We start from the raw sequence: 25,215 nt of genomic DNA, 5'->3' as shown, positions 1-25,215 counted from the left end.
GGAGGACGGTAAAGGCGGCCCACAGGAGCCCGGTCGAGGACGGGCCTCAGAAAGCCGACAGAGGACGGGTCGCCGCCACCGAGGCGGCCGCGATCAGTCGCTGATCCGCACGTCGCCGAATATCGCGACCCCGTCGATCAGCAGATCCGGTTTTCCCTCCGGGTGGTCGCGCCGCACGTCGCGGATCTCCCCGAAGACGCTCGTCGCCTCGACGGTGACGACGCGGCCCTCGGGGACGACGACCTCCGCGTCGCCGAAGATCGCGACTGCCTCGACGGCGGTGGGCGACGGGACGTCGAGGCCGCGCAGGTCGAGGCGAGCGTCCGAGAAGACGGCCCGGACGCCGCCCTCGCCGCTCGCGTCTATGGCGTCGATCACCGCACCGTCGGCGCCGACGAGCCCGCCGTGGCGGCGTCCGCGCAGCAGCGACACGCCCAACAGGACGACCAGTACGGGCCAGAACTGCTCAGCCTGCGCGCCCGTGAGGACACCGAACTCGACGAGCAGCCACCCGCTTCCGACGAGCACGAAGGTGCCCGGCCAGAACAAGTGGGCCGCCCGTTCAGTGACCAGCCGGTAGACGCCGTAGACGACGAGCGCTCCGGCGAGGAACACCTCGAAGCCGTCGACTGCGACGAGACCGGTGGTGTCGATGAGGAGCACGAGCCCCAGCGCGACGACGAGGCCGCCGAGGAAGCGGCGTGTTCGGGGAGTGCGGGACGTGGTTGTGGTGGGTGTGGTGGTATCGGTCATGAGCTACCTCCGAGCGCGTGGTATCTGTCCACATAGACGCGCCGTGACAGCTTAATCATCGCTGTGGTTCCCACGAGCACGATCCGTGTTCACGCAGGACCCGTGCCCTCACACACCGATGTTCGTACTGAACACGCGATTGGAGTACCCCAGGGGAACCCCCATTCAGCACGCGAGCGCGCGGAGAGTTTAACAGGAGTCGGGAGGTACACTGGGACGGAACACATGGATATCGACACACACGCCGAGGAGCTCGCCTCCGCTCTCGGCGAAGACAAAGAGGAGGTCAAGCGCGACTTGGAGAATCTCTTGGAGTACAGCGTCCCCATCGACGAGGCGAAGCAGTCGGTCCGCCGCAAGTACGGCGGCGGGGGCGGCGGCGACGCCTCGCCGTCGGCGGTCGACATCGCCGACGTGAGCCCCGAATCGGGCAACGTCACCGTCACCGCGCGTGTGCTGACTGTCGGGAGACGTTCGATCCGGTACCAGGGCGACGACACGGTCATCCGAGAGGGCGAACTCGCGGACGAGACCGGGACGATCAGCTACACCGCCTGGCAGGACTTCGGCTTCGATCCGGGCGACACCGTCACGATCGGCAACGCGAGCGTCCGCGAGTGGGAGGGCGAGCCCGAACTCAACCTCGGAGAGTCCTCGTCGGTCGCGATGGAAGGGGAGACGCTCGACGTCCCGTACGAGGTGGGCGGCGACCGCGACCTCGTCGACCTCTCGGCCGGCGACCGCGGCCGCACGGTCGAGGCGAAGGTGCTCGAACTCGAACAGCGCACCATCGACGGTCGCGACGGCGAGACGACGATCCACTCCGGGGTCATCGGCGACGAGACCGCCCGGCTCCCGTTCACCGACTGGCAGGCCCGTCCGGAGGTCACCGAGGGCGCCGAACTCCGAATGCAGGACGTGTACGTCCGGGAGTTCCGCGGCGTCCCGTCGGTGAACCTCACCGAGTTCACCGAGGTGTCGCCCGCGAGCGTCGAGGTGAGCGACGCGGCTCCCCGCGTCAGCATCGGCGAGGCCGTCACCTCCGGCGGGATGTACGACGTGGAGGTGCTCGGCAACGTGCTGGAGGTCCGCGACGGCTCCGGGCTCATCGAGCGCTGTCCCGAGTGCGGCCGGCTCGTCCAGAACGGCCAGTGCCGCAGCCACGGGCAGGTGGACCCCGAGGACGACCTCCGGATCAAGGCGATCCTCGACGACGGCACCGCGACCGTCACCGCCATCCTCGACCGCGACCTCACGGAAGAGATCTACGGCGGTACCCTCGAGGAGGCGCTGGAGGCCGCCCGCGACGCGATGAGCCGCGAGGTGGTCTCCGACGACATCGCCGAGACGCTGGTCGGCCGGGAGTACCGCGTGCGCGGCCACCTCTCGGTGGACGAGTACGGCGCGAACCTCGACGCGACGGAGTTCGAACCGAACGACGACGACCCGGCCGCGCGTGCGGTCGACCTCCTCTCGGAGGTGGGGGCATGAGCTCCAGCGACGGCGGGGACGACGGGAGCGACCCGGGACCGGGGAACCGCGAGGTCGCCCACCGGGTCTTCGCCGCCGAGTTCGACGACGCCGACCTCGACCACTCCGAGAGCGACGAGGAGCGCGCGCCCAACTACGTCGTCACCCCCACGGGCCTGCGCGTCAACCGCCTGTTCGCCGTGGGTGTGCTCACGGAGGTCGAATCCGTGAACGAGCAGACGCTGCGCGGTCGTGTCGTCGACCCGACGGGCGCGTTCGTCACCTACGCCGGCCAGTATCAGCCCGACGAGGCGGCGTTCCTCGACCGGACGACGCCGCCGGCGTTCGTCGCGCTCACCGGGAAGGCCCGGACGTTCCAGCCGGAGGACTCCGATCTGGTGTACACCTCCGTGCGCCCGGAGAGCTTTGCGACCGTCGACGCCGACACCCGCGACCGCTGGGTCGTCTCCGCGGCGGAGGCGACGCTCCGTCGGGTCGCGGTGTTCGCGGAGGCGCTCGCGATGGACGAGCGCGGCGACCGGCTCCGCGCCCGTCTCGAGGACGCGGGCGTCCCGACGGCGCTGGCCGCCGGGATCCCGCTCGCGATCGACCACTACGACACGGGGACCGGATACCTGGAGGCTGCCCGGACGCTCGCGGTCGACGCGCTCGAAGTTGTCGCCGACGAGCGCGAGGAGGTCCGCCCGCTCGCGGCCGACCCCGGCGACCGCGGCGGCGCCGACCTCGGCCCGCTTCCCGACGTTCCCTACGACTTCGAAGGTGCGAGCGCGCCCGAGCCGGCAACGGCCGAGGCGGCGGACGCGGGCGACACCGACGACGTCGACATCGCGGAGGCCGACTCCGGGGCTGGCGCCGAGTCCGAACCCGTCGAGTCCGCCGAGAAGGACGAGGACGGTACCGACGACCCGGCCGCGGCCGACACTGCGGCGGCCGGATCGAGCGAGTCGCTGACGGACGCGACCGACGACGGCGGCGCCACCGAACCGGCGGAGGCGGTCGGCGACATCGACGGCGACGCCGCGGTCGCGGAGACCGATCCCGATGCTGACGCGGAGCCGGAATCCGTGGAATCCGCCGACGGCGACGATCTCGGCGACTTCGACGACGCGGACGACGGCCTCGGGGAGTTCGACGCCGGCGGCGAGCAGGACGCGACCGACGACGGGGGCGCGCTCGACGAGACGGACGACCTCGGCGAGTTCGACGCGGGCGAGGACGACGCGGGCGAGGACGCAGCGGAGACGGACGTCGACCCCGAGGACTTCGAGGACGCGCTCTCCGAGGAGGAGCGCCGCGAGGTCGAGGAGGAACACGGCGTCGAGTTCTCAACCGGGAGCGAGGTCCCCGACGCGGGTGAATCCGAGATCGAGGCTCCGGATCCCGACGCCGATACCGACGCCGCTCCCGCCGAGACAGGCGAACGTCCGGAGCCGGACGAACGCGTGGATCCGGACACGAACGCGGGGGACGCCGACAGCGTCGCCGATGCCGACGCCGAGTCCGACGGCACCGACGACGCCGCTGACCCGGACGTCGACCTCGAGGACGCCGTGGTCGCGGTCATGAGCGACCTCGACGACGGCGACGGTGTGGACCGCGAGTCGGTCGTCGCGGCCGCGGTCGATCGCCACGGGATCGGCCCGGGCGACGCCGAGGACGCCATCCAGGAGGCGCTGATGAGCGGGAAGTGCTACGAGCCGGGCGACGGAACGCTCAAGCCCATCTGATGGCCGGCGGCGCGGACCGCGACGAGGCACCGGATCGCCGGTCGCACCCGCTCGTCGAGCCGGTGCCGGACGCGCCCGCCGCCGTCGCCGACCTCGGCGACGAGACCGGGCTGCTCGTCGCGGACTACCACGCCGGCATCGAGGCGAGCCTCCGCTACGAGCGCGGCGTCGAACTCGACAGCGCCGGCGACGAGCGACGCGAGCGACTGCTCGATCTGCTCGCGCGCACCGGCGCCGACCGACTCGTCGTCCTCGGCGACCTGAGCCACCGGATCGGCGGGGCCGGCGACGCCGAAACCGAGGAGCTGGAGGCGCTGCTGTCGGCGGTCGGCGTCCCCGTGACGCTCGCGCTCGGCAACCACGACACGGGGATCGAAGCAGCGTTCGGCGACCGCATCGACGTGACCGCGGCCGGCGGCGCCCGCCTCGGCGACGTGGGCGTGCTCCATGGACACACGTGGCCGGCGCCCGAGGTGCTCGGGGCCGATGTAATCTGTATGGGGCACGAGCACGTCGCCGTCAGGTTGGAGGACGCTGTCGGCGGCGCGCGCGCGGAGAAGGCGTGGCTGCGTGGGCCGCTCGCGCGGGAGGCGTTCGACGCCGAAGTGGACCTCGCGGCCGCGGGCGTCGAGTGGCGTGACCCGGAGCTGGTGGTGTTCCCGGCGTTCAACGACCGCTCCGGCGGCACGTGGGTGAACGTCGAGGGGCAGGGCTTTCTCGCGCCGTTTCTCCCCGGCGGACTCGCCGACGGGGAGGCGTACCTCCTCGACGGCACTCGACTGGGTTCGTATCGCGAGATCTGACTGGATCACTCGTTCGGTGCCGGATCCGTCACCGCCTGTTCGATTACCGCCGAGTCGGCACCTACCCGGTCAGTCACTGCCGGATCGGTCGAACGAGTATCGCTGTGTGAGCGGATCACACGTTTCCGGCCGTGTGAGGGTCCGTATCACGCGTTTTCGGCACGAAAACAGCGAAGGAGTTATATACGGAAACCGTATATGTACAGGTACCAGAACGCCTTCGGGCGTGGTGGCATCGATCGCTGAATGACACGGTGTTTTCACCCCCAGACGGACGCAGGAAGCTGCGGAGCGTCCGCTCAGTCCGAAGCAGTATGGTGTCGAGGTAACGAACCATGGTAACGAAAGAGGAAGTTCTCGAAGAATACGGTCTCGATCAGTTAGATGAATCACGAAACGTCTCCCTCTCCGAGGAGGAGTTGGAGAACGATTCGAAGGGTCAACTGATCAAGAAGGCCGGTCAGCTCCGTGACCGACGTAACGAGCTCAATCAGATGGCGTCCGAGCGCGCGTCCAAGCGCGACGACCTGAACGCGAAGACTCGCGAGAAGGTCGACGAGGCGCAGGAACACCGCGAATCGCGGGACGAGCTCAACGAACAGGTACAGGAGCACAAGGAGTCGCGCAACGAACTCAACGCCGAGGCGAACGAGCTGTTCGACGAGGTCGAGGAAATGAAACAGGACCTCGAACTCGGCTCGGGTAAGTCCATCGAGGAGCTCAAAGAGGAGATCGAAGACCTCGAGTTCAAACAGCAGACCGAAGTCCTCGGCACCGACGAGGAGCGCGAACTCATCGAGAAGATCGAGAACAAGCGCGAGAAGCTCGCCGAGAAGAAGGGTAAGGTCGACCAGAGCGGCGAGCTGGAGGAGCTCATCGAGGAGGCCGAGGAGGTCCGCTCGGAGGCGTCGACGCACCACCAGAAGGTGACCGAGCTGGCCGACGAGGCCCAGGAGCACCACAACCAGATGATCGAGGCCTACCGCGAGGCCGACGAGATCCGCGACGAGGCGGACGCCATGCACGAGCTGTTCGTGGAGGCACAGGAGTCGGCCGACCAGCACCACGAGGACTTCGTTCGCGTCCAGAAGCGCCTGCGCGAGCTGGACAAGGAGGAGGAGGAGGAGAAGAAGGAGGAGCGCGAGGCCAAGATGGAAGAGGAGCGCGAGGAGGCCGAGGAGATCTACCAGAAGTTCAAGGAAGGCGAAACCCTCGACACCGAGGACCTGATGAAGCTCCAGAAGACTGGACTTCTCTGAGCGCGGGATTCGACGCTCCGACGGTCCGTATCGCAGTTTGAGGCATCTACGGTTTTCTCCATACTCGGTAGCCACTGCCGTCGACGAGTCACCGGATCTTATTCCCGTGCCGGTCGAAGCGGAGCTATGACATCGTCCACGAAGCGGTCAGTCGCCAGCGTGGCGGTTCTCGTCGCCGCCGGCGTACTCGCGGCGATCGTCGGGTACGTCCTGTTCGTGATCCTTCCCGGAGACCTCGCCGAACTGATCGGCGTCGTGCTCACGATCCTCGCCGTCGCGGTCGCGCTCAAGATCGCCGGCGCGACGCTGGCCTCGCGGTTCGCGGACTACACCGTCGCGGAGGTCGCCGTCGAGGGACCGATCACCCGCGACGGCGACGCGAGTGGATTCCCGCCGTCTCCCGGATCCCCCGGCGCCGACGAGGTCGTCGAACAGATCGAGCGCGCGGACGAGGACCCGAACGCCGAGGCGTTGTTGGTGAAGCTCAACACGCCGGGCGGGCAGATCGTCCCCAGCGAGGACATCCGGCTGGCCGCCGAGCGCTTCGACGGACCGACCGTCGGCTACGCGACCGACACCTGCGCCAGCGGCGGCTACGCGATCGCGATCGGCTGTGACGAGCTGTGGGCGCGCGAGGGGAGCATCGTCGGATCGATCGGCGTCATCGGGTCGCGGCCGAACGTCCACGAGCTGGCCGACCGCCTCGGCGTCAGCTACGAGCAGTTCACCGCCGGCGAGTACAAGGACGCCGGGCTCCCGCTGAAGGAGATCTCGCCGGACGAACGGGCCTACCTCCAGGGCATCGTCGACGACTACTACGACCAGTTCGTCGAACAGGTCGCGGAGGGCCGCGATATGGACGAGGAGGCGGTCCGCGAGACGGAAGCGCGGGTGTTCCTCGGGACGGAGGCCCACGAACGGGACCTCGTCGACGGCCTCGGCGACCGCGAGGCCGTGCTCGACCGGATCGAGGAGTTGACCGGAGGCGAGGCCGTCGTCGAGGAGTTCACGCCCGGTACGGGCCTCATGGGTCGCCTCCGCGGCGGCGCCACCGCGACGGCGTACGCCCTCGGTGCCGGTGTCACCGATGCCGTCGCCGGGGACGGGAGTGGGAACGGCGCGCGCGACGTGCGCTTCCGACGGTAACCCGGTACACCGGTTCCAGCAGTACGGCGCCTCTCCCGCCGATCGTGAACGTTCGCCATGGTGGCCTTTTTCACCCGGGGGGACATCCCCACGCACGTGACGACGCTGGTCCTGTGTGTGGACCGTTCGAACGACGTCGGCCGGAAGGCCGGCGTCGACACCCCCGTCGTGGGCTGGGAGGCGGTCCGGTCGCTCGTGACGGACCTCGGCCTCGCGGACCCCGAGGACGCCGGCGTCAACTCGTTACTCGAGTCGCTTCGGGTCGCTCGTGACCTCTCCGACGAGGGCGAGGAGGTCGTCGTCGCGGTCGTCTCCGGCGCGGGGGACTCCGCTGTCCGCGCCGACCGCGCGCTCGCGCGCCAACTCGACGACGTGCTCGCGACGAACGAGTTCGACTCCGCGATCGTGGTTATCGACTCCGCCGCCGACGAGCGTGCGGTCCCGATGGTCGAGTCGCGGCTTCCCGTCGACGCGGTCGACCGCGTCGTCGTCCGGCAGGCGCGCGATCTGGAGTCGACGTACTACCTCCTCAAGCAGTTCATGGCCGACGAGGAGCTCCGCGAGACCGTCCTCGTCCCGATCGGGATCGGGCTGCTCATCCTCCCGGCGTTGCTCGTGTACTTCTCCCCGGCTATCGCGGTTGCGGCGGTGACAACGCTCCTCGGTGCGACGCTGTTGTACTACGGAATGGGGATGGACGAGGCCATCGAGTCGGCCCCCGAATACGCTCGCGAGGCGCTGTACTCGGGGCAGGTGTCCGTGGTGACGTACGTCGCCGCACTCGGGCTCTCGATCGTCGGCGTCTTCTTGGGCTTCCTCTCGGCGTCGCCCGTCGCGGGCGCGGAGTTCGTGGCCGGCCTCCAGTTCACGTACGCCGCGGTGCCGTGGTTGGCACTCGCGGCCCTGACGGCGTCGTTCGGCCGGCTGCTCGACGAGCTCATCCGCGACGAGGGCGTCCGGACGCCGTATCTGAACCTCCCGTTCGGCGTGCTCGCGGTCGGATTGCTGTTTCGCGGCTTCGCGGGCTACTTCCTCGAACAGGAGGCGGGCAAGGAGCCACTCGTCCTCCTCGGGTACGCGCTGTCGCCGACCGAGCGGCTCGCGGTGTTCATCGTCGGCGGCATCGCGCTCGCGCTCGTCGGGGTTCGGGTCGCCGCCAGCGTCTCCGACGAAACCCTCGACGAGGTCATCGACGAGACCGGGTCGGGATCGACCGGCGACGCGAGCATCGGCGGGAACCGCGGCGACGGCCGCTGACCGGAGCCTGTCGGCCGTCGTACCCGACAGCCGTGTTCCGACCTACCGGCCGGTCGCGCGGTACTCGCCGTGTTTGATCCCGAAGAAGAACGCGATGACCGAGAAGACGATCATCGAGGGCAGGACCATCATGAAGACCGTCGAGGACGTCATCACGGTCGTGAGTGCGACTGTTGCGACGGCGACGATCAGGGCGAGTGGAATCACCGAGCGCACGAAATCGTATTCCATACGTGTCGTTGTGGCCGAGCAGAGAAAACAGTTAACAGCGTAGACCTACCGAACAGCTAACCGACGAGTAGCAGTGCGAAATTAACAGTAACCGAGAGCCGCATTGATTCTCTATACGCAGCAGTCTGTTTCGTGCTACTTTCCGGGGGTTCAACGGAGTACCCGCCGGTAAGAGCTACTGCCGAGACGGGCCCCAATCGAGGGGATCGGTCGCCTCAGATCCGTGCGCTCGTTCCGGAATCGCGCTTGGGTCGGACCACGTCCGCGAGCGCGATGAGTATCCCGAACAGCCAGCCGACCGGCACGGAGATCCCGACCCACATGAGCACGTAGGCGGTTCCGCGAAGATCGAAGCGCGCGCGGATGATCTCGTTGAGGCCGCCGACCGCGAGGGGCCCATCGAGAAGCCACACCGCAAGCGACGTGGTGTTCGGGAAGACCACGTCCGCCAGTGCGGGCGAGTACAGCGCCGCGACGACCGGCGGGAGCAGGAACGCGGTCACTGCGGCGGGGTAAGCGATCAGGACGCTCGTGCCCCGCCCGCCGACGCGGGAGGCGCCGACGGCGACGGCGGCCGCGACGGTCGCGACTACGCCGGCGGCGCCGACGGCGAGCAGGCCGCCGATCGAGAACTCCCTAACCCAGGCGGCGACGGTGAGTGCTCCCCACGCGATAAGCGAGAGGAGTACGACGCCGACGACGCCCAGCCGCGTGGCCGCCGAGTCGACCGTGGTCACGTACACGCGCGCGGCGAAGCCGAACAGCAACAGCGGATAGCCGATGGCGACGAGCGGGGCACCGATCGCCGCCCAGAGGTAGTACGTGATCGTCTGCGGCGTCGTCTCGGGCGTCCACTTCCCGACGACCCTGCCGGGGTCGAGCTGGCGGGGGAACGCCAGCTCCATCCACGTGGCGTGGAGCCTGGCGATGTCGATCCGGACGGCACCCAACAGCCCCGTGGAACGTTGCTCCATCGAGCGTGCGATCCGGCGGCCGCCGATTGAAGGTTTCGCTCGCGCCCCTCTCGTATCAGTCGGGCGATCCGTCCGCGATCGAGAGCGCAGCCGCCCGCGGGTTCCTCGCCGCTGACCTCAGTTCCAGGGCGCGAATCCGGGGTCGACGCGGCGGTCCTCGCGGCCGATCGCGTCGATCGCTGCCACGTCCTCGTCGTCGAGCGTCACGCCGAGCGACTCCCAGTTGTCGCGAATGTGCGCCTCGCTCGTCGCCTTGGGGATGGCGGTGACGCCCTTCTCGCGCAGCCACGCGAGGCTCACCTGTGCCTCGCTGGCGCCGTGCTTCTCGGCGACCTCGGTCAGCTCTGGTACGTCGAACACGTTCCCGCGCGCCAGCGGCGAGTACGCGACGACCTCCACGTCGTGCTCGGCGCACGCCTCGCGAAGCTCCGGCTGCTGGAGCAGCGGGTGTAGCTCCACCTGGTTGGCGAAGATCGGCGCGTCGCTGATCTCGACGGCCTCGGCGACCTGTTCGGGCTCGAAGTTGGAGATCCCGATACGCTCGATCAGGCCGTCGTCGTACAGCTCGTTGAACGCGTTCAGCGTCTCCTCGGCGTCGTACTCGCGCGCCGGCCAGTGAACGTACATGAGGTCGACGGCGTCGACGCCGAGGCGGTCGAGGCTCTCCTCGGTCGTTCGGCGCACGTCCTCGGGCGCGAGGTTGTCGATCCACACCTTGGTCGCGAGGAAGACCTCCTCGCGATCGACATCGGCGCGAGCGATACCGTCGCCGACCTCCGCCTCGTTGCCGTAGATCTGTGCGGTGTCGACGTGGCGATACCCCATCTCCAGGGCGGTCGCGACCGCGTTGCGGCACGCCTCGGGGTCGGTGTTCTCCCAGGTGCCGAGTCCGAGCATGGGCATGCCGTTTGCGGACGGAACGTCGTCGAGGTCGACCGACTGCTGGTCTGTCATCGATCGATCGGACGCGGCTCGCGCGAAAAGGCGTTGTGGCAGGCGCGCGGACTGCCGGTATGCGGGTGCGTCACGCCGCCGTCGTGACGGCGTTCGACTCGTGTGCGGCCAATTCGTTCGCGGTCGGCCCGTGCGCAGTCAGCCGATGTAGCGCAGTTCGTCCTCGCTGGGCATCCCGCCGCCACCGCCCTGCATCTCCTGGATCTTCCCGACGACCTCCTCCATCTCCTCGGCGCGCTCTTCCAGGTCCGAGAAGTCGACCTCGATGTCGAGGAGGTTCTGGAGCACTTCGAGCACGGCCTGCGCGCTCTTGGGATCGACGAGGTAGCCGGAGGTCTCGCCCATCAGGCACGCCGCCGGGAGGCCGCGCCGGGCGCCCAGCCCGAGCACCAGCCCGGAGACGCCGACGATGCCGCCGGCGGGTTCGTTCTCGCGGAACTCGATGCCCGCGGCCTCCAACTCCTCGCGGTCGGTGTCGTCGGTACGCGCGGCGAGCACGTCGTACTCGTCGTCCTCGATGAGTTCGCCCGTGGGAACGCCGCCGAGCGCGAACGCGCGCCCGCAGCCGAACTCCTCGGCGATATCGAGAAACGCCGTCGTCAGGGTGTAGTGCCCCTTGTTGCTGGCGGCCTGGTGGTCGCCGGTCAGCACGATGAGGTCCTGACCGTCGGCGTCGACGTGGTGGAACTCCGCGTGCGTCAGCTCGGCGACGCCGTCGTCGTCGACGGTCACCTGCGGCGGGAAGTCGGTCGTGTACACGCGCCTGACGAGCTCGCCGTCGAACTCCTCGACGAGGTGTTCGGCGACGAGCTTGCCCACGTGGCCGACGCCCGGAAGTCCCTCGATGAACTCGGGGTCGGTGAGATCGGGATCGCTCACGACCTCGATGTCGATGTCGTCCATGCTCGTTGGTGGCGGGCGGGGGAGGTAAAGACGCGTCGGCTCGATCCGTTCCATCAGCCGGTATTGGATCCGCAGGTCTCGAGGTGTCCGTCGATTCGGAGACGGTGACTGTGGATACGACCGCGGAAGCCCCCGCCCCTTCCAGTCCCACCCGGGGTTCGGACGGGCGCCACCGTGCCTGTCTGTACGGTGTGCACGCCCGCGGCTGGTTGGGATCGCTATCGCGGCGGAAAATCGTGTACCGTTATCCGTCGTTGCTGTCGCCGTCGCGGTCGGCGTCGCCGTCGCGGCTCCGTACCCGCGCGCGCCGTCGGTACTCCCCGTACGGGTCCTCGGGGTTGAACGGCGCGGGCGCGGAGTTGACCGCGTTGGCGCCGCACTCGGGGCAGGCGCCGCCGAGGGTGTAGACGGGTCGGTCGTGGGCCGTCTCCCACGCCGAACACACCCGGATGTCGGATTTCACGTGTCGTGAGCCGTGGGGTTACTCGTCCTCGGTCTCGCGCTCGCGGTGGAAGCGACCGGTGCCGCCCGCCGCCTCGATCTTCTTGCGGGCGCGCTCGGCGGACGTCTCCAACTCGGTCTCGGCGGTCTTGTAGTCGGGCGCGCGAACGCGGATGCGGTACTCGGGGGAGCCGACGTACGACACGTCGAGTTCGATCTCCTCGGGGACCTCGCCGTTGCCCTCGGCGGCCTCCAGCGCCCCGCGCACGTCGTCGACGCCGTCGTGGCCCGGCGACTCCAGGTCGACGTAGCCCGTGACGGTCACGTACGGCACCGAGACGTTCTCGCGGGCGGTCTCGGCGATGGCCGCGACCTGCTCGTCGGTGAGGTCGGTGTCCGCAAGCGCCTCCTCGCCGTGGATCGCCGCGGCCTCGAAGCCGTCGTACATCGACTCGAACTCGGCGTACAGCGCCTCGGCGACGGCGGTGTAGGTGTCGTCGTCGACGTCCTCGCCGAAGGCGATGCCCATCCAGTTGTCGGCCTTGCGCTCGTTTTTCCACTCCTGGATCTTGTCCGAGCGCTGGTGGTCGTTGACGTCCTTGATCGACAGGTCGATCTGCTGGCTCGATGTGTCCACGTCGAGCACCTTCGCGACGACGCGGTCGCCGACGTTCACGTGGTCGCGAATGTTCTTGATCCACCCGGAGGCGACCTCCGAGACGTGACACAGTCCGCGCTTGTCCTCGTACTCGTCGAGGTCGACGAACACGCCGAAGTCCGCGATCTCGTCGATCTCGCCCACGACGAGTTCGCCCTGCTCGGGCCAGCCGGTGAATTTCATACGCGAGTGTACCCGACCGAGCCTAATACCGTTTGTCAATCGACGGGGCCGAGACACGCCCGCGGACGGACGAACGCCTGACCGACGGAGCAGCCGCTCCGGAGCGGTGAGAACGGTGAGTGGTGAGATCGGCGAGGGGTGAGAACGCCGTTAACGGGCTTCGACGGTCTCGACGACCTCGCCGGCGAATTCGGCGTCCCCGCCGGTGGGGCTCGCGAGCGTCGTCCCGCAGACGGCGCAGTTGACCTCGCTGGAGGCCTTGCCGAAGACGACCTGCTCGTTCTCGCAGTCCGGGCACGTGACGCGGAAGAAGCTTCCCGCCATCGTTACTCCTGGAACCGGAGGCGACCGGCGCGCCATCCCTCGCGCATGTGGGCCTTGCCGCAGTCGCCGCAGCGGTACTTGAGGTGGGTCTTCTTGGTCGGCTTGTCGCCGCCGGGCACCTTCGAGAACTTGCCGGAGTTCCCGATGACGGACGTGCCGCGGGCCTGCTGGCGGTCGGTCCACTTCATGCCGGTCTGGCGACCGGTTCGGACCTTCTCGACCTCGTGTTCGTGGTGGGCGTTACAGTGCGGACAGTACGTGTTCATCCGGCGTGGCATCTCCATAGCGGGATCTCCTCTTGCTACGTGCTTCTGCGTCGGCGCTTAAAACCCATACGGTACGGAGCTGTCGCGCGTGTGAACGGGCCACAGTCGTCGGCGACGACAGATAACGGCGAGACAGCGGCGGAACAAGAGCGGGACAGCGGCGGGAGGAGAACCTGCGCGGCGTCAGTACTTCGGGTCCGCGCCGGAGACCGCGTACAGGTCGTCCATGAGCGAGTCGCGACGCTCCTGCCAGGCGTCGAACGCGCCCGGTCGCTCCGGGTAGCGGCCGTAGTGGTCCTTCAGGTCGCCGGCGATGCCGCGGACCCTGTACAGCTCCCGCAGCGTGTCCCAGTGGCCGTACGTGTCGAACACCGTCTTCAGCTTCAGGCGCAAGCTCATCGACGTTTCCCCCTTCGTCATCGCGTTCAACAGCTGCTGGGCCGGGAGCGCGGTGATGACGTCGGTGAGCTCGTCGACGTCGTGGGCCGTCCCCCAGATGTTGTACACGTCCATCGCGGCGAAGCGCTTCCCGAAGTCGGTCATCACGTCGTGGTTGTAGCGCCACAGCCGCTCCTCGGTCACGTCGCCCTCGACGACGGCGTCGATCGCGCGCTTGACCGCCCAGTGGGCCGACTTCGCGGCGCCGGGAATGCCGCCGCCGGTGGTGGGGTTGACGTGCCCCGCGGCGTCGCCGACGGCGACGAAGCCGTCCGCGACCGCCGAGTCGTACGGCCGGCGCGTCGGAAGCGCGGCGCCGAGCTTGTCCTTCACGGTCGCCCCCTCGAACTCCGGGCGGCGGCTCATGTCGCGTTTGAGCACCTCGACGAGCTTCATCGGCGGCTCGGTCATCTGGAACCCGAGGCCGGCGTTGATCTCGGTTCCCGTCCGCGGGAAGTACCAGAGATAGCCAAGTTCCTCGGTCGGCTTGAACACGATGGCGTCCTCGTAGTCGACGGGCTCGGGCACCTCGACGACCTCGCGGTACGCCGAGCAGAACTGCGAGTACGAGACGTTCGTGTCGAAGCTCGCGTCGCCGAAGTCGCCCTTGTCCTGGAGGATGGACAGCGCGCCGGCGGCGTCCACGGTGAGCTCCGCCTCGTAGGTGAGGGTGTCGCCGTTTCGTTTGGCGCGCACGCCCGTCACCCGCTCGTCGTCGTCCTGCAGGACGTCCTGGACGACGGTGTCGTAGTGGATGTCGGCGCCGGCGCGCTCGGTCTCCTCGAGGATCACTTCGCCGTAGCGCTTGCGGTCGATCACCGCGCCCGCCTGTCCGAAGGGGACGTCGAGTTCCTCGCCGGTCTTGGGGTTCTCGAACACCGCACGCTGGATGCTCTGGTTGGTGAACGACTCCTCGCGGAGATACTCGAGGTCGATGACGTCCGGGAACGTCGACTTCCCCTTGATCGCGTCGCCGCAGGCGATATGGCCGGCTTCCTCCTCGGGCTTTCGCTCGAGGATGACGACGTCGAGCCCCTCGCTGGCGGCCGTCGAGGCGGCGAAGGCTCCCGCCGTGCCCGCGCCGACGACGACGATATCGTACGAGTCCGATGCCGCAGACATAGCCCCTTCTACCGAATCGGCCCTCAAAAAAGGCGCGTATCCGACCGCGGTCCGTCCGGACCGGCCCGGATAGCGCCGATATCGAGTCCCGCCGTCGTCAGATCGCGCCGGTCTCGCCCTCGCGGTCGCCGTCGCCGTCGGGCTCTTGCGGGAACCACGACTCCGCGACCGCGAACGTCAGCGTCGAGAGGACGCCGATCAGCGTCCCGGCGGTGAGCGCGAACGCGAGCCTCGTGAGCGACAGCGGCGCCGTCCCGGCGGACGGGAGACTCGGGAGGAAGTACCCCGACAGCCCGTACAACACGATCGCGATCGCGACGACGTAGAACGGCGCGTTCAGATACCGCCAGCGGAACTGCTCGGAGAGGTACTCGTCGGTCACCTGTCCCAACGAGGAGGTGATGCCGGCGGCCGCGGCCCACTGGACGGACGCGTGGACGAACACCGCCAACTGCTGGATGATCGAGACGCCGTCCGCCCCGGCTCCCCCGGCGGGCTCGGCGGCCTCCAAGGCATCGAGGCCCTGCACCCCGCCGATGACGAGCAGCGCCGCGGCGACGAGGTAGGTAACGATCGTGACGCGCCCGGCGTACAGGCTGGTCCGGACGCGCTCGGCGACTCCGTCGACGGCCTCCTCCAGCCCGAGTCCCCGCCACAGCGAGTACAGTCCCAAGAGCGTGGAGATCGAACCGAACACGACCGCCCCGGGCAGCTCCAATATCCCGGCGATAACGGAGAAGGGGTACACGAGCAGCAGGACACCGAGGGGGATGAGGATCGTCCCTCTGGTCTCCGGGTCCGACAGCACCTGCTTCATCGTGTAGTAGATCGACTCGAGGTCCTGCGCCTGTCGCACGACCACGCGGCGGACGCCGTCCAGCGGGACGCGCGAGCGGATCACCGGGAGCACCGACTCGTCCTGGGCGCCGTCGGTGATCACGATGGCGCGGACCTCCTCGCCGGTCGACAGCGCCGCGAGGACGGTGTCGATCTCCTCGCCGACGGCGCGGTTCGCCTTCACGTCGCCCTCGTTGACGCCGGTGACGGCCGCGACGGCGACCTCCTCGTCGACGGTGGGGTCGGATCGGAGGTCATCGTAGGCGTTGATCGCCTGAAACAGGACGTTCACGTCGGAGTCCTCCGGGTCCGCGGTGGCGAGCTGCACCGCCGCCTCCTCGACGGCATCTCGGCCGATGACCGGCGTGCGCACGCCGGTCTTGCGGCCGAGGTCGTCGTCGAGGTCGACGGGGAGGACGAGGATCATTGCCGTGCGGCGGATTATCTCTCCGGGTATATCTGCCTTCGGGCGATCGTGTGGATCGGTCGGTGTCGTTTGATCGGGTGCCACTGCTGAGGGGACCACTGCAAGCACGGGGACCGCGGTATCGACCGCGAAAGCCCCCACGGCTGTGAACTCGGTGCGGCCGCTGCGCTCCTCGGCTCGTTCACTTCGTTCACTCGCCTGCGGTGCTTGTCGGTCCGCGCCTTCGCGCACAGCCGCGGGGGCTTTCGGGAACTGGGACGAGTCGATCCCGGCCGAGTTTCCGACGATACCACGCTCCGATGATCGCAGGAACCGACGCAGTCAACAGGCCGCCCGCAGAACCTACGCCCAACGACCATGAGAGCGGCGCTCGTCATCCTCGACGGCTGGGGTCTCGGCGATCACGACAGACGAGATGCAGTGAAATCGGCCGACACCCCGAACTTCGATCGGCTCCGCGAGGCGGGCGCGTTCGGGACGCTCACCGCCTGGGGCCGCGACGTGGGCCTGCCGGACGACCAGATGGGCAACTCCGAGGTCGGCCACATGAACATCGGCGCCGGCCGCACCGTCTATCAGGAGTACACCCGGATCAACGACGCGATCCACGCCGGCGAGTTCGTCGAGGGCACCGCCATCGAGCGGGCGTTCGACCACGCCGAGGCGACCGACGGCCGCGTCCACTTCCTCGGGCTCGTCAGCGACGGCGGGGTCCACAGCGATCAGGCGCACCTCCACGCGCTGATCGACGCCGCCGCCGACCGCGGAATCGAGGCCGTGACCCACGCCTTTACCGACGGCCGCGACACCGCGCCGAACTCCGGCCGCGACTTCCTCGCGGAGTTGGAGGCGCACGCCGCCGACCGCGGCACCGGCGACGCCGCCACCGTCTGCGGGCGCTACCACGCGATGGACCGCGACCGCAACTGGGAGCGCACGGCGCGAGCGTACGACGCGATCGTGAACCGGGAAGCCGGTTACAGCGCCGCCTCCGCCGTCGACGCTGTCGAGGCAAGCTACGAGCGCGGCGTCACCGACGAGTTCGTCGACGCGACCGTGATCGACGGCGAGCCGGGGATCGAGGACGGCGACGGCGTCGTCTTCTTCAACTTCCGCGCCGACCGCGCCCGCCAGCTCACCCGGATGCTCGCCGACATCGGTCCCGCGGACTGGGAGGCGCAAGGTATCGAGACGACCCCGCCCGCGATCGAACTGGTGACGATGACCGAGTACGACAGGGAGTTCGGCCTCCCGGCCGCGTTCCCGCCGGTCCAGCCCGAGGACACCCTCGGCGAGATGTTGTCGGACGCCGGCCTGACGCAACTGCGGATGGCCGAGTCCGAGAAGTACGCCCACGTCACCTACTTCCTCAACGGCGGCCGCGAGGTGGAGTTCGCCGGCGAGTCGCGCCGGATCGTCGCGAGCCCCGACGTGCCCACCTACGACGAGACGCCCGAAATGAGCGCCGGAGAGCTCACCGATACCGCGATCGATCTGATCGGGAGAGAGGATCCGGACGTGCTCGTACTCAACTACGCGAACCCCGACATGGTCGGTCATACCGGCGACTTCGACGCGGCCGTCGCGGCCGTCGAGGCGGTCGACCGTGAACTCGGGCGACTCGCCGATGCCGTCCGTACCGCTGGCGGACACCTGCTGGTCACGGCCGACCACGGCAACGCCGACGACATGGGGACCCCTGAGGATCCCCACACCGCGCACACGTTCGCGCCGGTACCGTTCGTCTCGGTCACACCCGCCGGCGACGACGGAGGGATGACGGTCCGGGAGGGCGGCTCGCTGATCGACATCGCGCCGACCCTGTTGGCGCTCGTGGGTGTCGAACAGCCGGAGGCGATGACGGGCGGGTCGCTGCTGGTCGAAGTGGACGACGCCAACGAGTAGTCGGCGAGCGAGCAGCGAGCGCGTCGGGGCGTCGTTCCCTACGCTGACAGCAGTCGGTCGGCGGTCACGACGCGGACGCTCGCGGGTCGCTTCACGTATTCGCCCTCCGATTCCGAGACGATCTGATCGATCCCGCGCTGGGCGGCCACGTCGAGCACGCGCTGGGTCAACTCCCCGTCGAGCACGAGCGCGACCGGCGACCCGTCGGCGCCGGAGACGGCGTCGAACACGTCCGCCGCGGGCACCTCCTCGACGATGCCGCAGTCGGCGTCCAGCAGGCGCGCACGGTTCGAGCCCTCGGCGACGACTGCGACGACGTGGTCTTGTAACGATCGCGGGCGGTCTCGGTCGCCGTCGGCGGCGGATTCGGCCTCCTCCGCGGCCTCCGTGTCCGCAGCGTCCGTCTCCGTGGCATCCGTCTCCACGGTGTCGGAGCCGTTCCCGGACACGTCCGTCGAAGCGCCGTCGTCGCTGTCGACATCGCCAGCGGTAGCGTCAACGTCGCCGGCTGCGTCGGCGTCGGGTTCGTCGCCGAGTTCATCGCTGTCGACGGGGGTGCCGGGAGTGCTCGGGGTCTCGGGAGTCGTCGCGGTCGCCGGCGACTCGCTTCCGGCGGACGGGTCGGCGTCCGGCGCGGGCGTGGCGCTGCCGTCGGTGGCGGCGACGCCGGGGCCGGTCGCGTCTGCGTCGTCGCGGTCGGCCGCGGCCGCGTCGAGATCGAGCGACTCGAACGGCGCCTTCTCGCGCAGCGCGGCCATCAGCTCGTGGCGCGAGAGGTCCTCGACCGAGCGTCCCTCCGGAGCAAACGCGGCGTAGTCAACGTCGCCCACCTGCGCGAGCTCCTTCAGGATGAGCTCGCCGCCGCGGTCGCCGTCGAGGAACGCGGTGACCGTGCGCTCGGCCGTGAGGTCGGCGACGGCGTCCGGGACGTTCGTCCCCTCGACGGCGACGCCGTTCTTGATGCCGTACTTCAACAGCGTGAGCACGTCCGCGCGCCCCTCGACGACGACGATGGCGTCGGAGTCGTGGACGCGGGGCCCCGCTGGGAGGTCTCGATACTCGTCGATGCGCTCGACGCGATTGGCCTCGCGGACCTCCGAGAGGATCTCGGTGGAGTCCATGACCGACTCGTCGAACGAGGAGGTGAGCAGTTCCTTCGCGCGCTCGACGACCTCCCGGCGCTTGGCCGAGCGCATGTCCTCGATCTCGGCCACCTCGACGCGCGCCTCGCAGGGGCCGACGCGCGTGATCGCCTCGAGGCTGGCCGCGAGGATGGAGGTCTCGACCTTGTCGAGCCCCGACGCGATGGTGATCTCGCCGAAGCTCTGGCCGTTCTCGCTGTCGATCTGTACGTCTATTCGGCCGATCTTCGATGACTGTTGGAGATCGCGGAGGTCGAGCTCGTCGCCGAGCAATCCCTCCGTCTGTCCGAACACGGCACCGACGACGTCGCTCCGTTCGACGACGCCGTCGGCCGTGATTCTGGCGTGGATGAGATATTTGGCTGAATCGTCCATGTGATGTCCCCTCCATGGGGTGTGATGGTGATGTCACGGCGGTGAAACCGCCGATGCGTATATAAGGGAGCGGTGATGGAAATACCTGTCGTCAGGCGACCGTATCCGACAGAACATGGACGTTCGCCCGCCGAACACGACGCGAGTCGGACGAGCGGTCACTGACCCTCGTGCCGATCCGACCGCGAAAGAGCCAGTATCGCCCGGTCCCGACCTCGGGCACGAACCGGTCGGTCGGCCCGCCGCGACGGGCGGCCGCTCTCCACCGTGATCTCCGAGGGAGTAACGAGGACCATCGACAGGCGCTGTGTGATCTGGGGGAGTTCGCGACGCTTTCGACGACTGACGAGGTGTTGGCGTCGCTGGCGACGGAGTAACTGTCGTTGGCGGCGAAATGAGCGTCGCACCCGACGACACACGCAGCGCCGGTCAGCCGTCGTAGCTGATGTAGCTCGCGGCGTCGTCGGCGAAGGCGACCGCGCCGGCCCCGAAGGAGTCGGCATACCGGACGACGAGCGCGATGACGGCTTCCGGACGGGCGACGCGGTAGCCGTCGTCGGTCCGAAGCAGCCCGGCGTCCGCGAGCTCGCCCGCGTACGTCGAGATCGTCGGCCGCGACACGTCGAGCGCGCGCGCTAAGTCCGCGCCGGAGGCCTCGGGTTCCTGAAGCAACCCGAGGATCATTCCCCGCGGCGTCTCGCGTCGGAGATAGCCGAGTGCGCGGCGCTCGAACGCCGAAAACCGCCCCGCGAGGAAGTACCGGCGGTAGTCGCCGTCCTTCTGTGAGACGACCGTGCCGTCCGACTCCAGCCGCTTGAGGTGGTGTTGGGTCTCGCCGGTCGCCAGCGAGAGGTCGTCCCGGAGCTTCGAGAAGTGGGCGCCGGGCGTCGTCGCGAGGTAGCCGCGGATCGCGTCGCGGGGAGCCGACTCGTCGGCGTCGCCGCCGGCCGCGCTCGCGCGAGCGCTGGCAGCCAGCGGCGTCGCGGCCCCCAGGGCGGCGAAGCGCCGGAGGGTGGCGCGCTTGTCCGCGTCGACCTCGCGTGTCACACCGAACCGTAGCGAGGTTGTGGGCAAAAGGGTGTCGTTGTGTCAGACGATGACAAGGCGGCGAACGACCGGTAGCAAGTCTGCAACAAGCGGATAGCCGGCGAAGCTGAGTCGGCCTCGGCGGCGTCGGCTACTCCGTTTCGGGTTCCGCCTCGGTTTCGGGGGCGGCCGACTCGCCGTCCGAGCCCGCGTCGTCGTCGGCCTCGGCGACGACCTCGTCGGCGGGTTTGATGGAGCCGCCGATGTCCCCCTCCTTCACCGCGGCCGCCTCCTGTTCGAGCGCCTCCGTATCCATCTGGGCGGCCTCGTCGATCTCGCCGAGGATGTCCTCGATGTCGTCGAGTCCGAGCATCTCGCGAGTCTCCGCGTCGAAGTCGAGCGAGTCGAGCCCCTCGGAGTCCTGCACGTCCGAGCCGGTCAGCTGCTTGCCGTAGCGGCCGACGAGGCTCGTGAGTTCCTGCGGGAGCACGAACGTCGTGGAGTCGCCCTGGCCGATGCGCTCCAGCGTCTCCATTCCCTTGTCGATGATGGCGCGCTCGCCCATCGACTCGGCGGACTTCGCGCGGAGGACGGTGGAGATGGCGTCACCCTGCGCCTCGAGGATCTGGCTCTGCTTTTCACCCTGTGCGCGGATGATGTTCGACTGCTTTTCACCCTCGGCGGACTCGACGGCGGAGCGCCGTTCACCCTGCGCCTCGAGGATCATGGCGCGGCGACGGCGCTCGGCGGAGGTCTGCTGCTCCATCGCCTGCTGGACGTCCTTCGAGGGGTTGACCTCCCGAACCTCGACGGACTCGACGCGGATCCCCCACTCGTCGGTGGGCTCGTCGAGCTCCTTGCGGATCCGCGCGTTGATCTCCTGTCGCTTGTTCAGCGTGTCGTCGAGTTCCATGTCGCCGAGCACCGCGCGCAGCGTCGTCTGCGCGAGGTTGGAGACGGCGACCTTGTAGTCCTCGACCTCGAGGAACGCCTTCTTCGCGTCCATCACCTTGATGTAGACGACGGCGTCGGCGGTCACCGGCGAGTTGTCCCGGGTGATCGCCTCCTGACGCGGCACGTCGAGCGTCTGCGTGCGCATATCGAAGGTGTACGTCCGGGAGACGAACGGCGGGACGATGTTGATACCCGGTTCGAGCAGCTTCCGGTACTCGCCGAACACGGTGAGGGCCTTCTTCTCGTACGCGTCGACGATCACGATCGCCTGATAGACGGCGACGATCGCGACGATCAGGAACAGCAGTCCGATCACCGCCGGGCCGAGTCCGAGGATCTGCAGTGGGAGGACCATGGCTAGCGCTTCGGCCGTCGAGTCTTAAAGCGTTCGCCCGCTGTCACGCTGCCGCCGGCGACTCACTCCCGTTCCGAGTCGAGCTCTGCGTCGGCGTCCGCGCGCTCCTCGTCGACCACGTCGTCGCGTTCCCCGTTGCCCGCATCGCCGGGCTCCCTGTCTTCAGCGTCGAGGCTCCCGTCCGGGGCCGTCGCGTCGCGCCGCCCCTTCGCCAGCTCTCGGTCGATGTCGTCGACGCCTCCCTCCAACGACTCGACCGTGAGGACGTTGCCGCCGCCGGGATCGACGACCATGACCTCGGTGCCGACGGGTATCTCACCGTCTACCGACCGCGCGGAGTAGTACGGGCTGAATCCGCCCTCGTCCAACTTCACCTCACCTCCGGTGGGCGTGACGGTCTCAGTAACGCGGGCGTTCGACCGCCGAAGCGACCGGGAGTCGGAGGTCTGTGCCTGTCCCTTGCCGCCGTACAGGTCGAACTCGTGATAGCCGTAGAACGCCAGTGCGCCGAACACGAGCACCAGTAGGCCGAGCACGAACGGACCCGCGAGGGGACCGAGCGCGAGTCCCACAAGCCCGGCCGCCAGGAGCGCCACCCCGATGACGATGAACTGGGCGCCGGGGACGACCGCCTCGGCGATCGAGAGCACGAGCCCGGCGGCGACCAGCAACAACGGGAGGGTCTCGGGGGCGACGAGGCCCGACTGAAGCAGCATGGACTGGTCTTGGGGCCGGCGGGGTTAAAGCGTCACCGAGAACACCAACAGGAGCGTCCCGAGGACGCCCGCGACGACGAACAGCGCGTTCTCGGCGTCGATCGACTCCGGTTCGATCGGCGGGTTGCGTGCGGCCTCGCGCGCGGCCTCCGCCTCGGGGCCGACCTCGTCGATGCCGAAGCGCCACTCGTTGTCGTCCGAGTCGACGTCCGATCCGGCGGTGGCGTCGGTGCGGGGGTCGTCCGACATGAACCGGGCTAGCCGGCGCGGTGGTAAAGAGGTGTCGGGGTCTCGGGTGGAAGCGGTCAGCGCCGCCGTGCGTGACTGATCACGTCGCCCTCGTAGACGACGCCGCGCTCGGCGTCGACCGTCACCGTGGTGTCATCGGTCACGTCGTCGGCCAGCGGCGCACCGGAGATCATCGGGATGTCGATCTCGCGGGCGACGAGCGCGGGATAGCCGGTCATCCCCGCACGGGCGTCGATGATGCCCGCCAGCTTCCCGGTGTCGCCGGTGAACTCGGCGTCAAAGTAAGCCGGGAGGTAGGCGATCGTTCCCTCCGGCACGTCGGTGAGGTCGCCGTCGGGGAGCCGGCGGAGGGGCCCGGAGACACGCCCGCCGACCACGTGACGACCGGTGGCGATCGTCTCGGCCGCGACGTGGAGCTTCAGCGTGTTCGTCGTGTTCGTCCCCTCCAACTCGGTCATCATGCCCGAGAGGACGACGATCGTGTCCCCCGACTCCGCGGCGCCGGTCTCGAGGGCGGCGGACACGGCCGAGTCCATCACCTCCTCGATGCTGCCGTGGTAGTCGGCGTACATCGGTTGGACGCCCCACGAGAGCGCGAGCTGACGGCGAACGCGGTCGCTGGGCGTCGTCGCGACGACGGGCACCGCCGGTCGGAACTTCGCCGTCTTGCGGGCGGTGTAGCCGGACTCGGAGGCGGCGACGATGGCGGCCGCATCGGTATCACGGGCGAGGAATCGCGCCGAGCGCGCCAGCGGCTCCGTTCTCGATCCGGTCTGCGCCAACGGGACCCGGTCCTCGCGCGTCTCGGCGTACTCGTCGCTCGCCTCGATCCGGGTGACGATCCGGTCCATCGTCTCGACGACGCGAACCGGATGGTCACCGATCGCCGTCTCGCCCGACAGCATGACCGCGTCGGTGCCGTCGAGCACCGCGTTCGCCACGTCCGACGCCTCCGCACGTGTCGGGCGTCGCGAGCGGACCATCGAGTCGAGCATCTCCGTCGCGGTGATGACGGGGGTGCCGGTGTCCATGCACTTGCGGATGATGCGCTTTTGGACCATCGGGACGTCCTCCAGCGGACACTCGACGCCGAGGTCGCCGCGGGCGACCATGACGCCGTAGGCGGCGTCGATGATCCCGTCGAGGTTCTCGACGGCGTCCGCGCGCTCGATCTTCGCGACGACGGGCACGTCGCCCGCGCCACGCTCCTCCAGCGCGTCCGAGACGGCGTACACGTCGCCGGCGTCGCCGATGAACGAGGCGGCGACGAAGTCCACATCGTGGTCGGTGACGAGGTCGAGTTCGCGCTCGTCGGCCTCGGTGATCGTCGGCAGTCCGAGGTCGACGCCGGGGATGTTGACACCCTTGCGCGAGCCGAGTTCGCCGCCGGAGTCGATCCGGGCGCGGACGCCCTCGTCGGTCATCGCGGTCACGGTCGCCTCGATACGGCCGTCGTCGAGGAGCACACGGTCGCCCGGTTCGGTCTCGGTGATCGCGTGTGTCACGCCGATCCGCTCGGGGGTCGCCGTGTCGTCCTCGACGAACAGCACCTCGGAGGCCGTCGTGACCTCGATCGGCTCGTCGATCTCGGCGGTCCGGATCTCGGGGCCCTGGAGGTCGAGCATCGCCGCGAGCGGTTCCTCCGTCGCGTCGTCGACCGCGCGGATGCGGTCGATGACCTCGCCGCGGTGGTCGGTGTCGCCGTGGCTCGCGTTGAGCCGGGCGACGGACATCCCGGCGTCGGCGAGCGCCCGTATCATCGCTCGGTCGTCGGAGGCGGGCCCGAGCGTACAGACGATCTTGGCTCGTCGCATAGTCTTACCCGAAGGTCACGCGCACGGATATAAAGGCCTGCGGAGAAAACTCGGTTTCGAGTGAACAGTTCGGTCGTCGCGCGCCGGTTACCGCGTGACCATCCAGGTGGTTCCCGAGGAGTAGCCCCACTTCTCCACGTCGATGTCGATGGCGGCGTCGACGACCGCCGACATGTTCGCGCCGACCTCCTTCGCCGACAGGCCCAGCTCCTCGGCGATGAGCCGGGACTTGAAGTACGTCTGCTCGGCGGCGTGCTCGCGGAGGTACGCGAGGATCCGGTGTTGCTTGTCGCTGAGGTCGACGCTCGCCTCGACGGCCGCGGCGTCCCCGCTCTCGATCGACTCGACGGTGCTCGTCGCGCTCATATCACTGTCCACGAGGTATCGCCTCAAAGGGGGTTTGGTACGTGGGGTTAACACGCCGCAGTCTGGCGATCGCGCGCTGGACTCGACCGCGATCGGCGTCCCGGATCGGCCGCGTCGGT

At 68.8% G+C, this 25,215-nt stretch carries 25 protein-coding genes; 7 read left to right on the top strand and 18 right to left on the bottom strand.

Annotated elements, in window-relative coordinates; all coding sequences use genetic code 11:
* Positions 1 to 93: 93 nt before the first annotated feature.
* Positions 94 to 753: a LiaF transmembrane domain-containing protein gene (locus tag ABJD39_RS03345; protein WP_348612136.1), complete on the bottom strand. Its 660-nt coding sequence runs from the start codon at positions 751 to 753 to the stop codon at positions 94 to 96.
* 225 nt (positions 754 to 978) lie between these two features.
* On the opposite strand from ABJD39_RS03345, the gene ABJD39_RS03340 reads away from it, so the two are divergent.
* The 6 genes from ABJD39_RS03340 to ABJD39_RS03315 all read left to right on the top strand — a co-directional run bounded on the left by ABJD39_RS03340 (position 979) and on the right by ABJD39_RS03315 (position 8,436).
* On the top strand, positions 979 to 2,244 hold the full coding sequence (locus ABJD39_RS03340; protein WP_348612134.1) for a Single-stranded DNA binding protein: 1,266 nt from the start codon (positions 979 to 981) through the stop codon (positions 2,242 to 2,244).
* Positions 2,241 to 3,971 carry a hypothetical protein gene (locus ABJD39_RS03335; RefSeq protein WP_348612132.1) on the top strand — a complete coding sequence of 577 codons (1,731 nt, stop codon included), beginning with the start codon at positions 2,241 to 2,243 and terminating at the stop codon, positions 3,969 to 3,971. Before ABJD39_RS03340 ends, ABJD39_RS03335 begins: the two co-directional genes overlap by 4 nt.
* Positions 3,971 to 4,774, top strand: a complete 804-nt coding sequence (locus tag ABJD39_RS03330) for a metallophosphoesterase (protein ID WP_348612130.1) — start codon at positions 3,971 to 3,973, stop codon at positions 4,772 to 4,774. The genes ABJD39_RS03335 and ABJD39_RS03330 overlap by 1 nt, the downstream gene beginning before the upstream one ends.
* A 335-nt stretch (positions 4,775 to 5,109) precedes the next feature.
* Positions 5,110 to 6,033 carry a coiled-coil protein gene (locus ABJD39_RS03325; RefSeq protein ID WP_348612128.1) on the top strand — a complete coding sequence of 308 codons (924 nt, stop codon included), beginning with the start codon at positions 5,110 to 5,112 and terminating at the stop codon, positions 6,031 to 6,033.
* Between the two features lie 126 nt (positions 6,034 to 6,159).
* A complete protein-coding gene (gene sppA, locus ABJD39_RS03320) occupies positions 6,160 to 7,179 on the top strand; it encodes a signal peptide peptidase SppA (protein ID WP_348612126.1) in 1,020 nt (339 codons plus the stop codon).
* A 96-nt stretch (positions 7,180 to 7,275) separates the two neighbouring features.
* On the top strand, positions 7,276 to 8,436 hold the full coding sequence (locus tag ABJD39_RS03315; protein ID WP_348612124.1) for a DUF373 family protein: 1,161 nt from the start codon (positions 7,276 to 7,278) through the stop codon (positions 8,434 to 8,436).
* Between the two features lie 42 nt (positions 8,437 to 8,478).
* Here the strand turns inward: ABJD39_RS03315 and ABJD39_RS03310 are convergent, their stop codons facing one another.
* The 10 genes from ABJD39_RS03310 to ABJD39_RS03265 form a co-directional block, all read right to left on the bottom strand.
* Entirely contained in the window at positions 8,479 to 8,667 is a 189-nt protein-coding gene (locus ABJD39_RS03310) for a DUF7333 family protein (RefSeq protein WP_348612122.1), read from the bottom strand.
* A 215-nt stretch (positions 8,668 to 8,882) separates the two neighbouring features.
* Complete coding sequence (locus ABJD39_RS03305) at positions 8,883 to 9,641, bottom strand: hypothetical protein (protein ID WP_431357863.1); 759 nt, start codon at positions 9,639 to 9,641, stop codon at positions 8,883 to 8,885.
* Positions 9,642 to 9,758: 117 nt separating this feature from the next.
* The gene (locus ABJD39_RS03300; RefSeq protein WP_348613688.1) at positions 9,759 to 10,544 is read right to left on the bottom strand and encodes an aldo/keto reductase; all 786 of its coding nucleotides are present in this window, start codon (positions 10,542 to 10,544) and stop codon (positions 9,759 to 9,761) included.
* Positions 10,545 to 10,733: 189 nt separating this feature from the next.
* Positions 10,734 to 11,498 (bottom strand): proteasome assembly chaperone family protein, encoded by a 765-nt coding sequence (locus tag ABJD39_RS03295; RefSeq protein ID WP_348612120.1) that lies wholly within the window; start codon positions 11,496 to 11,498, stop codon positions 10,734 to 10,736.
* A gap of 244 nt (positions 11,499 to 11,742) precedes the next feature.
* Positions 11,743 to 11,961 (bottom strand): RNA-protein complex protein Nop10, encoded by a 219-nt coding sequence (locus ABJD39_RS03290; RefSeq protein WP_348612118.1) that lies wholly within the window; start codon positions 11,959 to 11,961, stop codon positions 11,743 to 11,745.
* An 18-nt stretch (positions 11,962 to 11,979) separates the two neighbouring features.
* On the bottom strand, positions 11,980 to 12,780 hold the full coding sequence (locus ABJD39_RS03285) for a translation initiation factor IF-2 subunit alpha (protein WP_348612116.1): 801 nt from the start codon (positions 12,778 to 12,780) through the stop codon (positions 11,980 to 11,982).
* Positions 12,781 to 12,930: 150 nt separating this feature from the next.
* Complete coding sequence (locus ABJD39_RS03280) at positions 12,931 to 13,104, bottom strand: 30S ribosomal protein S27e (RefSeq protein ID WP_348612114.1); 174 nt, start codon at positions 13,102 to 13,104, stop codon at positions 12,931 to 12,933.
* A gap of 2 nt (positions 13,105 to 13,106) precedes the next feature.
* Complete coding sequence (locus ABJD39_RS03275) at positions 13,107 to 13,388, bottom strand: 50S ribosomal protein L44e (protein ID WP_348612112.1); 282 nt, start codon at positions 13,386 to 13,388, stop codon at positions 13,107 to 13,109.
* 165 nt (positions 13,389 to 13,553) lie between these two features.
* Positions 13,554 to 14,930 carry a geranylgeranyl reductase family protein gene (locus ABJD39_RS03270; protein ID WP_348612111.1) on the bottom strand — a complete coding sequence of 459 codons (1,377 nt, stop codon included), beginning with the start codon at positions 14,928 to 14,930 and terminating at the stop codon, positions 13,554 to 13,556.
* A 97-nt stretch (positions 14,931 to 15,027) separates the two neighbouring features.
* Positions 15,028 to 16,194 (bottom strand): DUF373 family protein, encoded by a 1,167-nt coding sequence (locus tag ABJD39_RS03265; RefSeq protein WP_348612109.1) that lies wholly within the window; start codon positions 16,192 to 16,194, stop codon positions 15,028 to 15,030.
* A gap of 357 nt (positions 16,195 to 16,551) precedes the next feature.
* On the opposite strand from ABJD39_RS03265, the gene gpmI reads away from it, so the two are divergent.
* Positions 16,552 to 18,099, top strand: a complete 1,548-nt coding sequence (gene gpmI / locus ABJD39_RS03260; RefSeq protein ID WP_348612107.1) for a 2,3-bisphosphoglycerate-independent phosphoglycerate mutase — start codon at positions 16,552 to 16,554, stop codon at positions 18,097 to 18,099.
* A 38-nt stretch (positions 18,100 to 18,137) separates the two neighbouring features.
* On the opposite strand, the gene dnaG is transcribed toward gpmI, so the two are convergent.
* The 7 genes from dnaG to ABJD39_RS03225 form a co-directional block, all read right to left on the bottom strand.
* Entirely contained in the window at positions 18,138 to 19,616 is a 1,479-nt protein-coding gene (gene dnaG / locus ABJD39_RS03255) for a DNA primase DnaG (RefSeq protein ID WP_348612105.1), read from the bottom strand.
* 429 nt (positions 19,617 to 20,045) lie between these two features.
* Positions 20,046 to 20,663 carry a winged helix-turn-helix transcriptional regulator gene (locus ABJD39_RS03250; RefSeq protein ID WP_348612103.1) on the bottom strand — a complete coding sequence of 206 codons (618 nt, stop codon included), beginning with the start codon at positions 20,661 to 20,663 and terminating at the stop codon, positions 20,046 to 20,048.
* Between the two features lie 130 nt (positions 20,664 to 20,793).
* Complete coding sequence (locus ABJD39_RS03245; protein ID WP_348612101.1) at positions 20,794 to 21,951, bottom strand: SPFH domain-containing protein; 1,158 nt, start codon at positions 21,949 to 21,951, stop codon at positions 20,794 to 20,796.
* A gap of 62 nt (positions 21,952 to 22,013) precedes the next feature.
* A complete protein-coding gene (locus tag ABJD39_RS03240; RefSeq protein WP_348612099.1) occupies positions 22,014 to 22,667 on the bottom strand; it encodes an NfeD family protein in 654 nt (217 codons plus the stop codon).
* A gap of 24 nt (positions 22,668 to 22,691) precedes the next feature.
* Positions 22,692 to 22,916, bottom strand: a complete 225-nt coding sequence (locus tag ABJD39_RS03235; protein WP_348612097.1) for a DUF7312 domain-containing protein — start codon at positions 22,914 to 22,916, stop codon at positions 22,692 to 22,694.
* Positions 22,917 to 22,972: 56 nt separating this feature from the next.
* A complete protein-coding gene (pyk, locus tag ABJD39_RS03230; protein WP_348612095.1) occupies positions 22,973 to 24,730 on the bottom strand; it encodes a pyruvate kinase in 1,758 nt (585 codons plus the stop codon).
* A gap of 87 nt (positions 24,731 to 24,817) precedes the next feature.
* Positions 24,818 to 25,096, bottom strand: coding sequence for a DUF7123 family protein (locus ABJD39_RS03225; RefSeq protein WP_348612092.1), 279 nt, complete (start codon positions 25,094 to 25,096; stop codon positions 24,818 to 24,820).
* Between the last annotated feature and the right edge of the window lie 119 nt (positions 25,097 to 25,215).

This window comes from Halobaculum rarum (assembly GCF_040025155.1).
GTDB lineage: Archaea > Halobacteriota > Halobacteria > Halobacteriales > Haloferacaceae > Halobaculum > Halobaculum rarum.
The sequence above is the reverse complement of the archived record's forward strand: the minus strand, read 5'-3'. Positions and strand labels throughout refer to the sequence as shown.

Excerpts from the sequence above, each read along its gene's own strand:
- ABJD39_RS03325 (WP_348612128.1), top strand. The coding sequence starts at position 5,110 with ATGGTAACGAAAGAGGAAGTTCTCGAAGAATACGGTCTCGATCAGTTA.
- ABJD39_RS03305 (WP_431357863.1), bottom strand. The coding sequence starts at position 9,641 with ATGGAGCAACGTTCCACGGGGCTGTTGGGTGCCGTCCGGATCGACATC.
- ABJD39_RS03245 (WP_348612101.1), bottom strand. The coding sequence starts at position 21,951 with ATGGTCCTCCCACTGCAGATCCTCGGACTCGGCCCGGCGGTGATCGGA.
- ABJD39_RS03330 (WP_348612130.1), top strand. The coding sequence starts at position 3,971 with ATGGCCGGCGGCGCGGACCGCGACGAGGCACCGGATCGCCGGTCGCAC.
- gpmI (WP_348612107.1), top strand. The coding sequence starts at position 16,552 with ATGAGAGCGGCGCTCGTCATCCTCGACGGCTGGGGTCTCGGCGATCAC.
- ABJD39_RS03300 (WP_348613688.1), bottom strand. The coding sequence starts at position 10,544 with ATGCCCATGCTCGGACTCGGCACCTGGGAGAACACCGACCCCGAGGCG.
- ABJD39_RS03240 (WP_348612099.1), bottom strand. The coding sequence starts at position 22,667 with ATGCTGCTTCAGTCGGGCCTCGTCGCCCCCGAGACCCTCCCGTTGTTG.
- dnaG (WP_348612105.1), bottom strand. The coding sequence starts at position 19,616 with ATGGACGATTCAGCCAAATATCTCATCCACGCCAGAATCACGGCCGAC.
- ABJD39_RS03310 (WP_348612122.1), bottom strand. The coding sequence starts at position 8,667 with ATGGAATACGATTTCGTGCGCTCGGTGATTCCACTCGCCCTGATCGTC.
- ABJD39_RS03225 (WP_348612092.1), bottom strand. The coding sequence starts at position 25,096 with ATGAGCGCGACGAGCACCGTCGAGTCGATCGAGAGCGGGGACGCCGCG.
- ABJD39_RS03345 (WP_348612136.1), bottom strand. The coding sequence starts at position 753 with ATGACCGATACCACCACACCCACCACAACCACGTCCCGCACTCCCCGA.
- ABJD39_RS03295 (WP_348612120.1), bottom strand. The coding sequence starts at position 11,498 with ATGGACGACATCGACATCGAGGTCGTGAGCGATCCCGATCTCACCGAC.
- ABJD39_RS03270 (WP_348612111.1), bottom strand. The coding sequence starts at position 14,930 with ATGTCTGCGGCATCGGACTCGTACGATATCGTCGTCGTCGGCGCGGGC.
- ABJD39_RS03335 (WP_348612132.1), top strand. The coding sequence starts at position 2,241 with ATGAGCTCCAGCGACGGCGGGGACGACGGGAGCGACCCGGGACCGGGG.
- ABJD39_RS03340 (WP_348612134.1), top strand. The coding sequence starts at position 979 with ATGGATATCGACACACACGCCGAGGAGCTCGCCTCCGCTCTCGGCGAA.
- ABJD39_RS03285 (WP_348612116.1), bottom strand. The coding sequence starts at position 12,780 with ATGAAATTCACCGGCTGGCCCGAGCAGGGCGAACTCGTCGTGGGCGAG.
- ABJD39_RS03280 (WP_348612114.1), bottom strand. The coding sequence starts at position 13,104 with ATGGCGGGAAGCTTCTTCCGCGTCACGTGCCCGGACTGCGAGAACGAG.
- ABJD39_RS03235 (WP_348612097.1), bottom strand. The coding sequence starts at position 22,916 with ATGTCGGACGACCCCCGCACCGACGCCACCGCCGGATCGGACGTCGAC.
- ABJD39_RS03265 (WP_348612109.1), bottom strand. The coding sequence starts at position 16,194 with ATGATCCTCGTCCTCCCCGTCGACCTCGACGACGACCTCGGCCGCAAG.
- pyk (WP_348612095.1), bottom strand. The coding sequence starts at position 24,730 with ATGCGACGAGCCAAGATCGTCTGTACGCTCGGGCCCGCCTCCGACGAC.
- sppA (WP_348612126.1), top strand. The coding sequence starts at position 6,160 with ATGACATCGTCCACGAAGCGGTCAGTCGCCAGCGTGGCGGTTCTCGTC.
- ABJD39_RS03275 (WP_348612112.1), bottom strand. The coding sequence starts at position 13,388 with ATGGAGATGCCACGCCGGATGAACACGTACTGTCCGCACTGTAACGCC.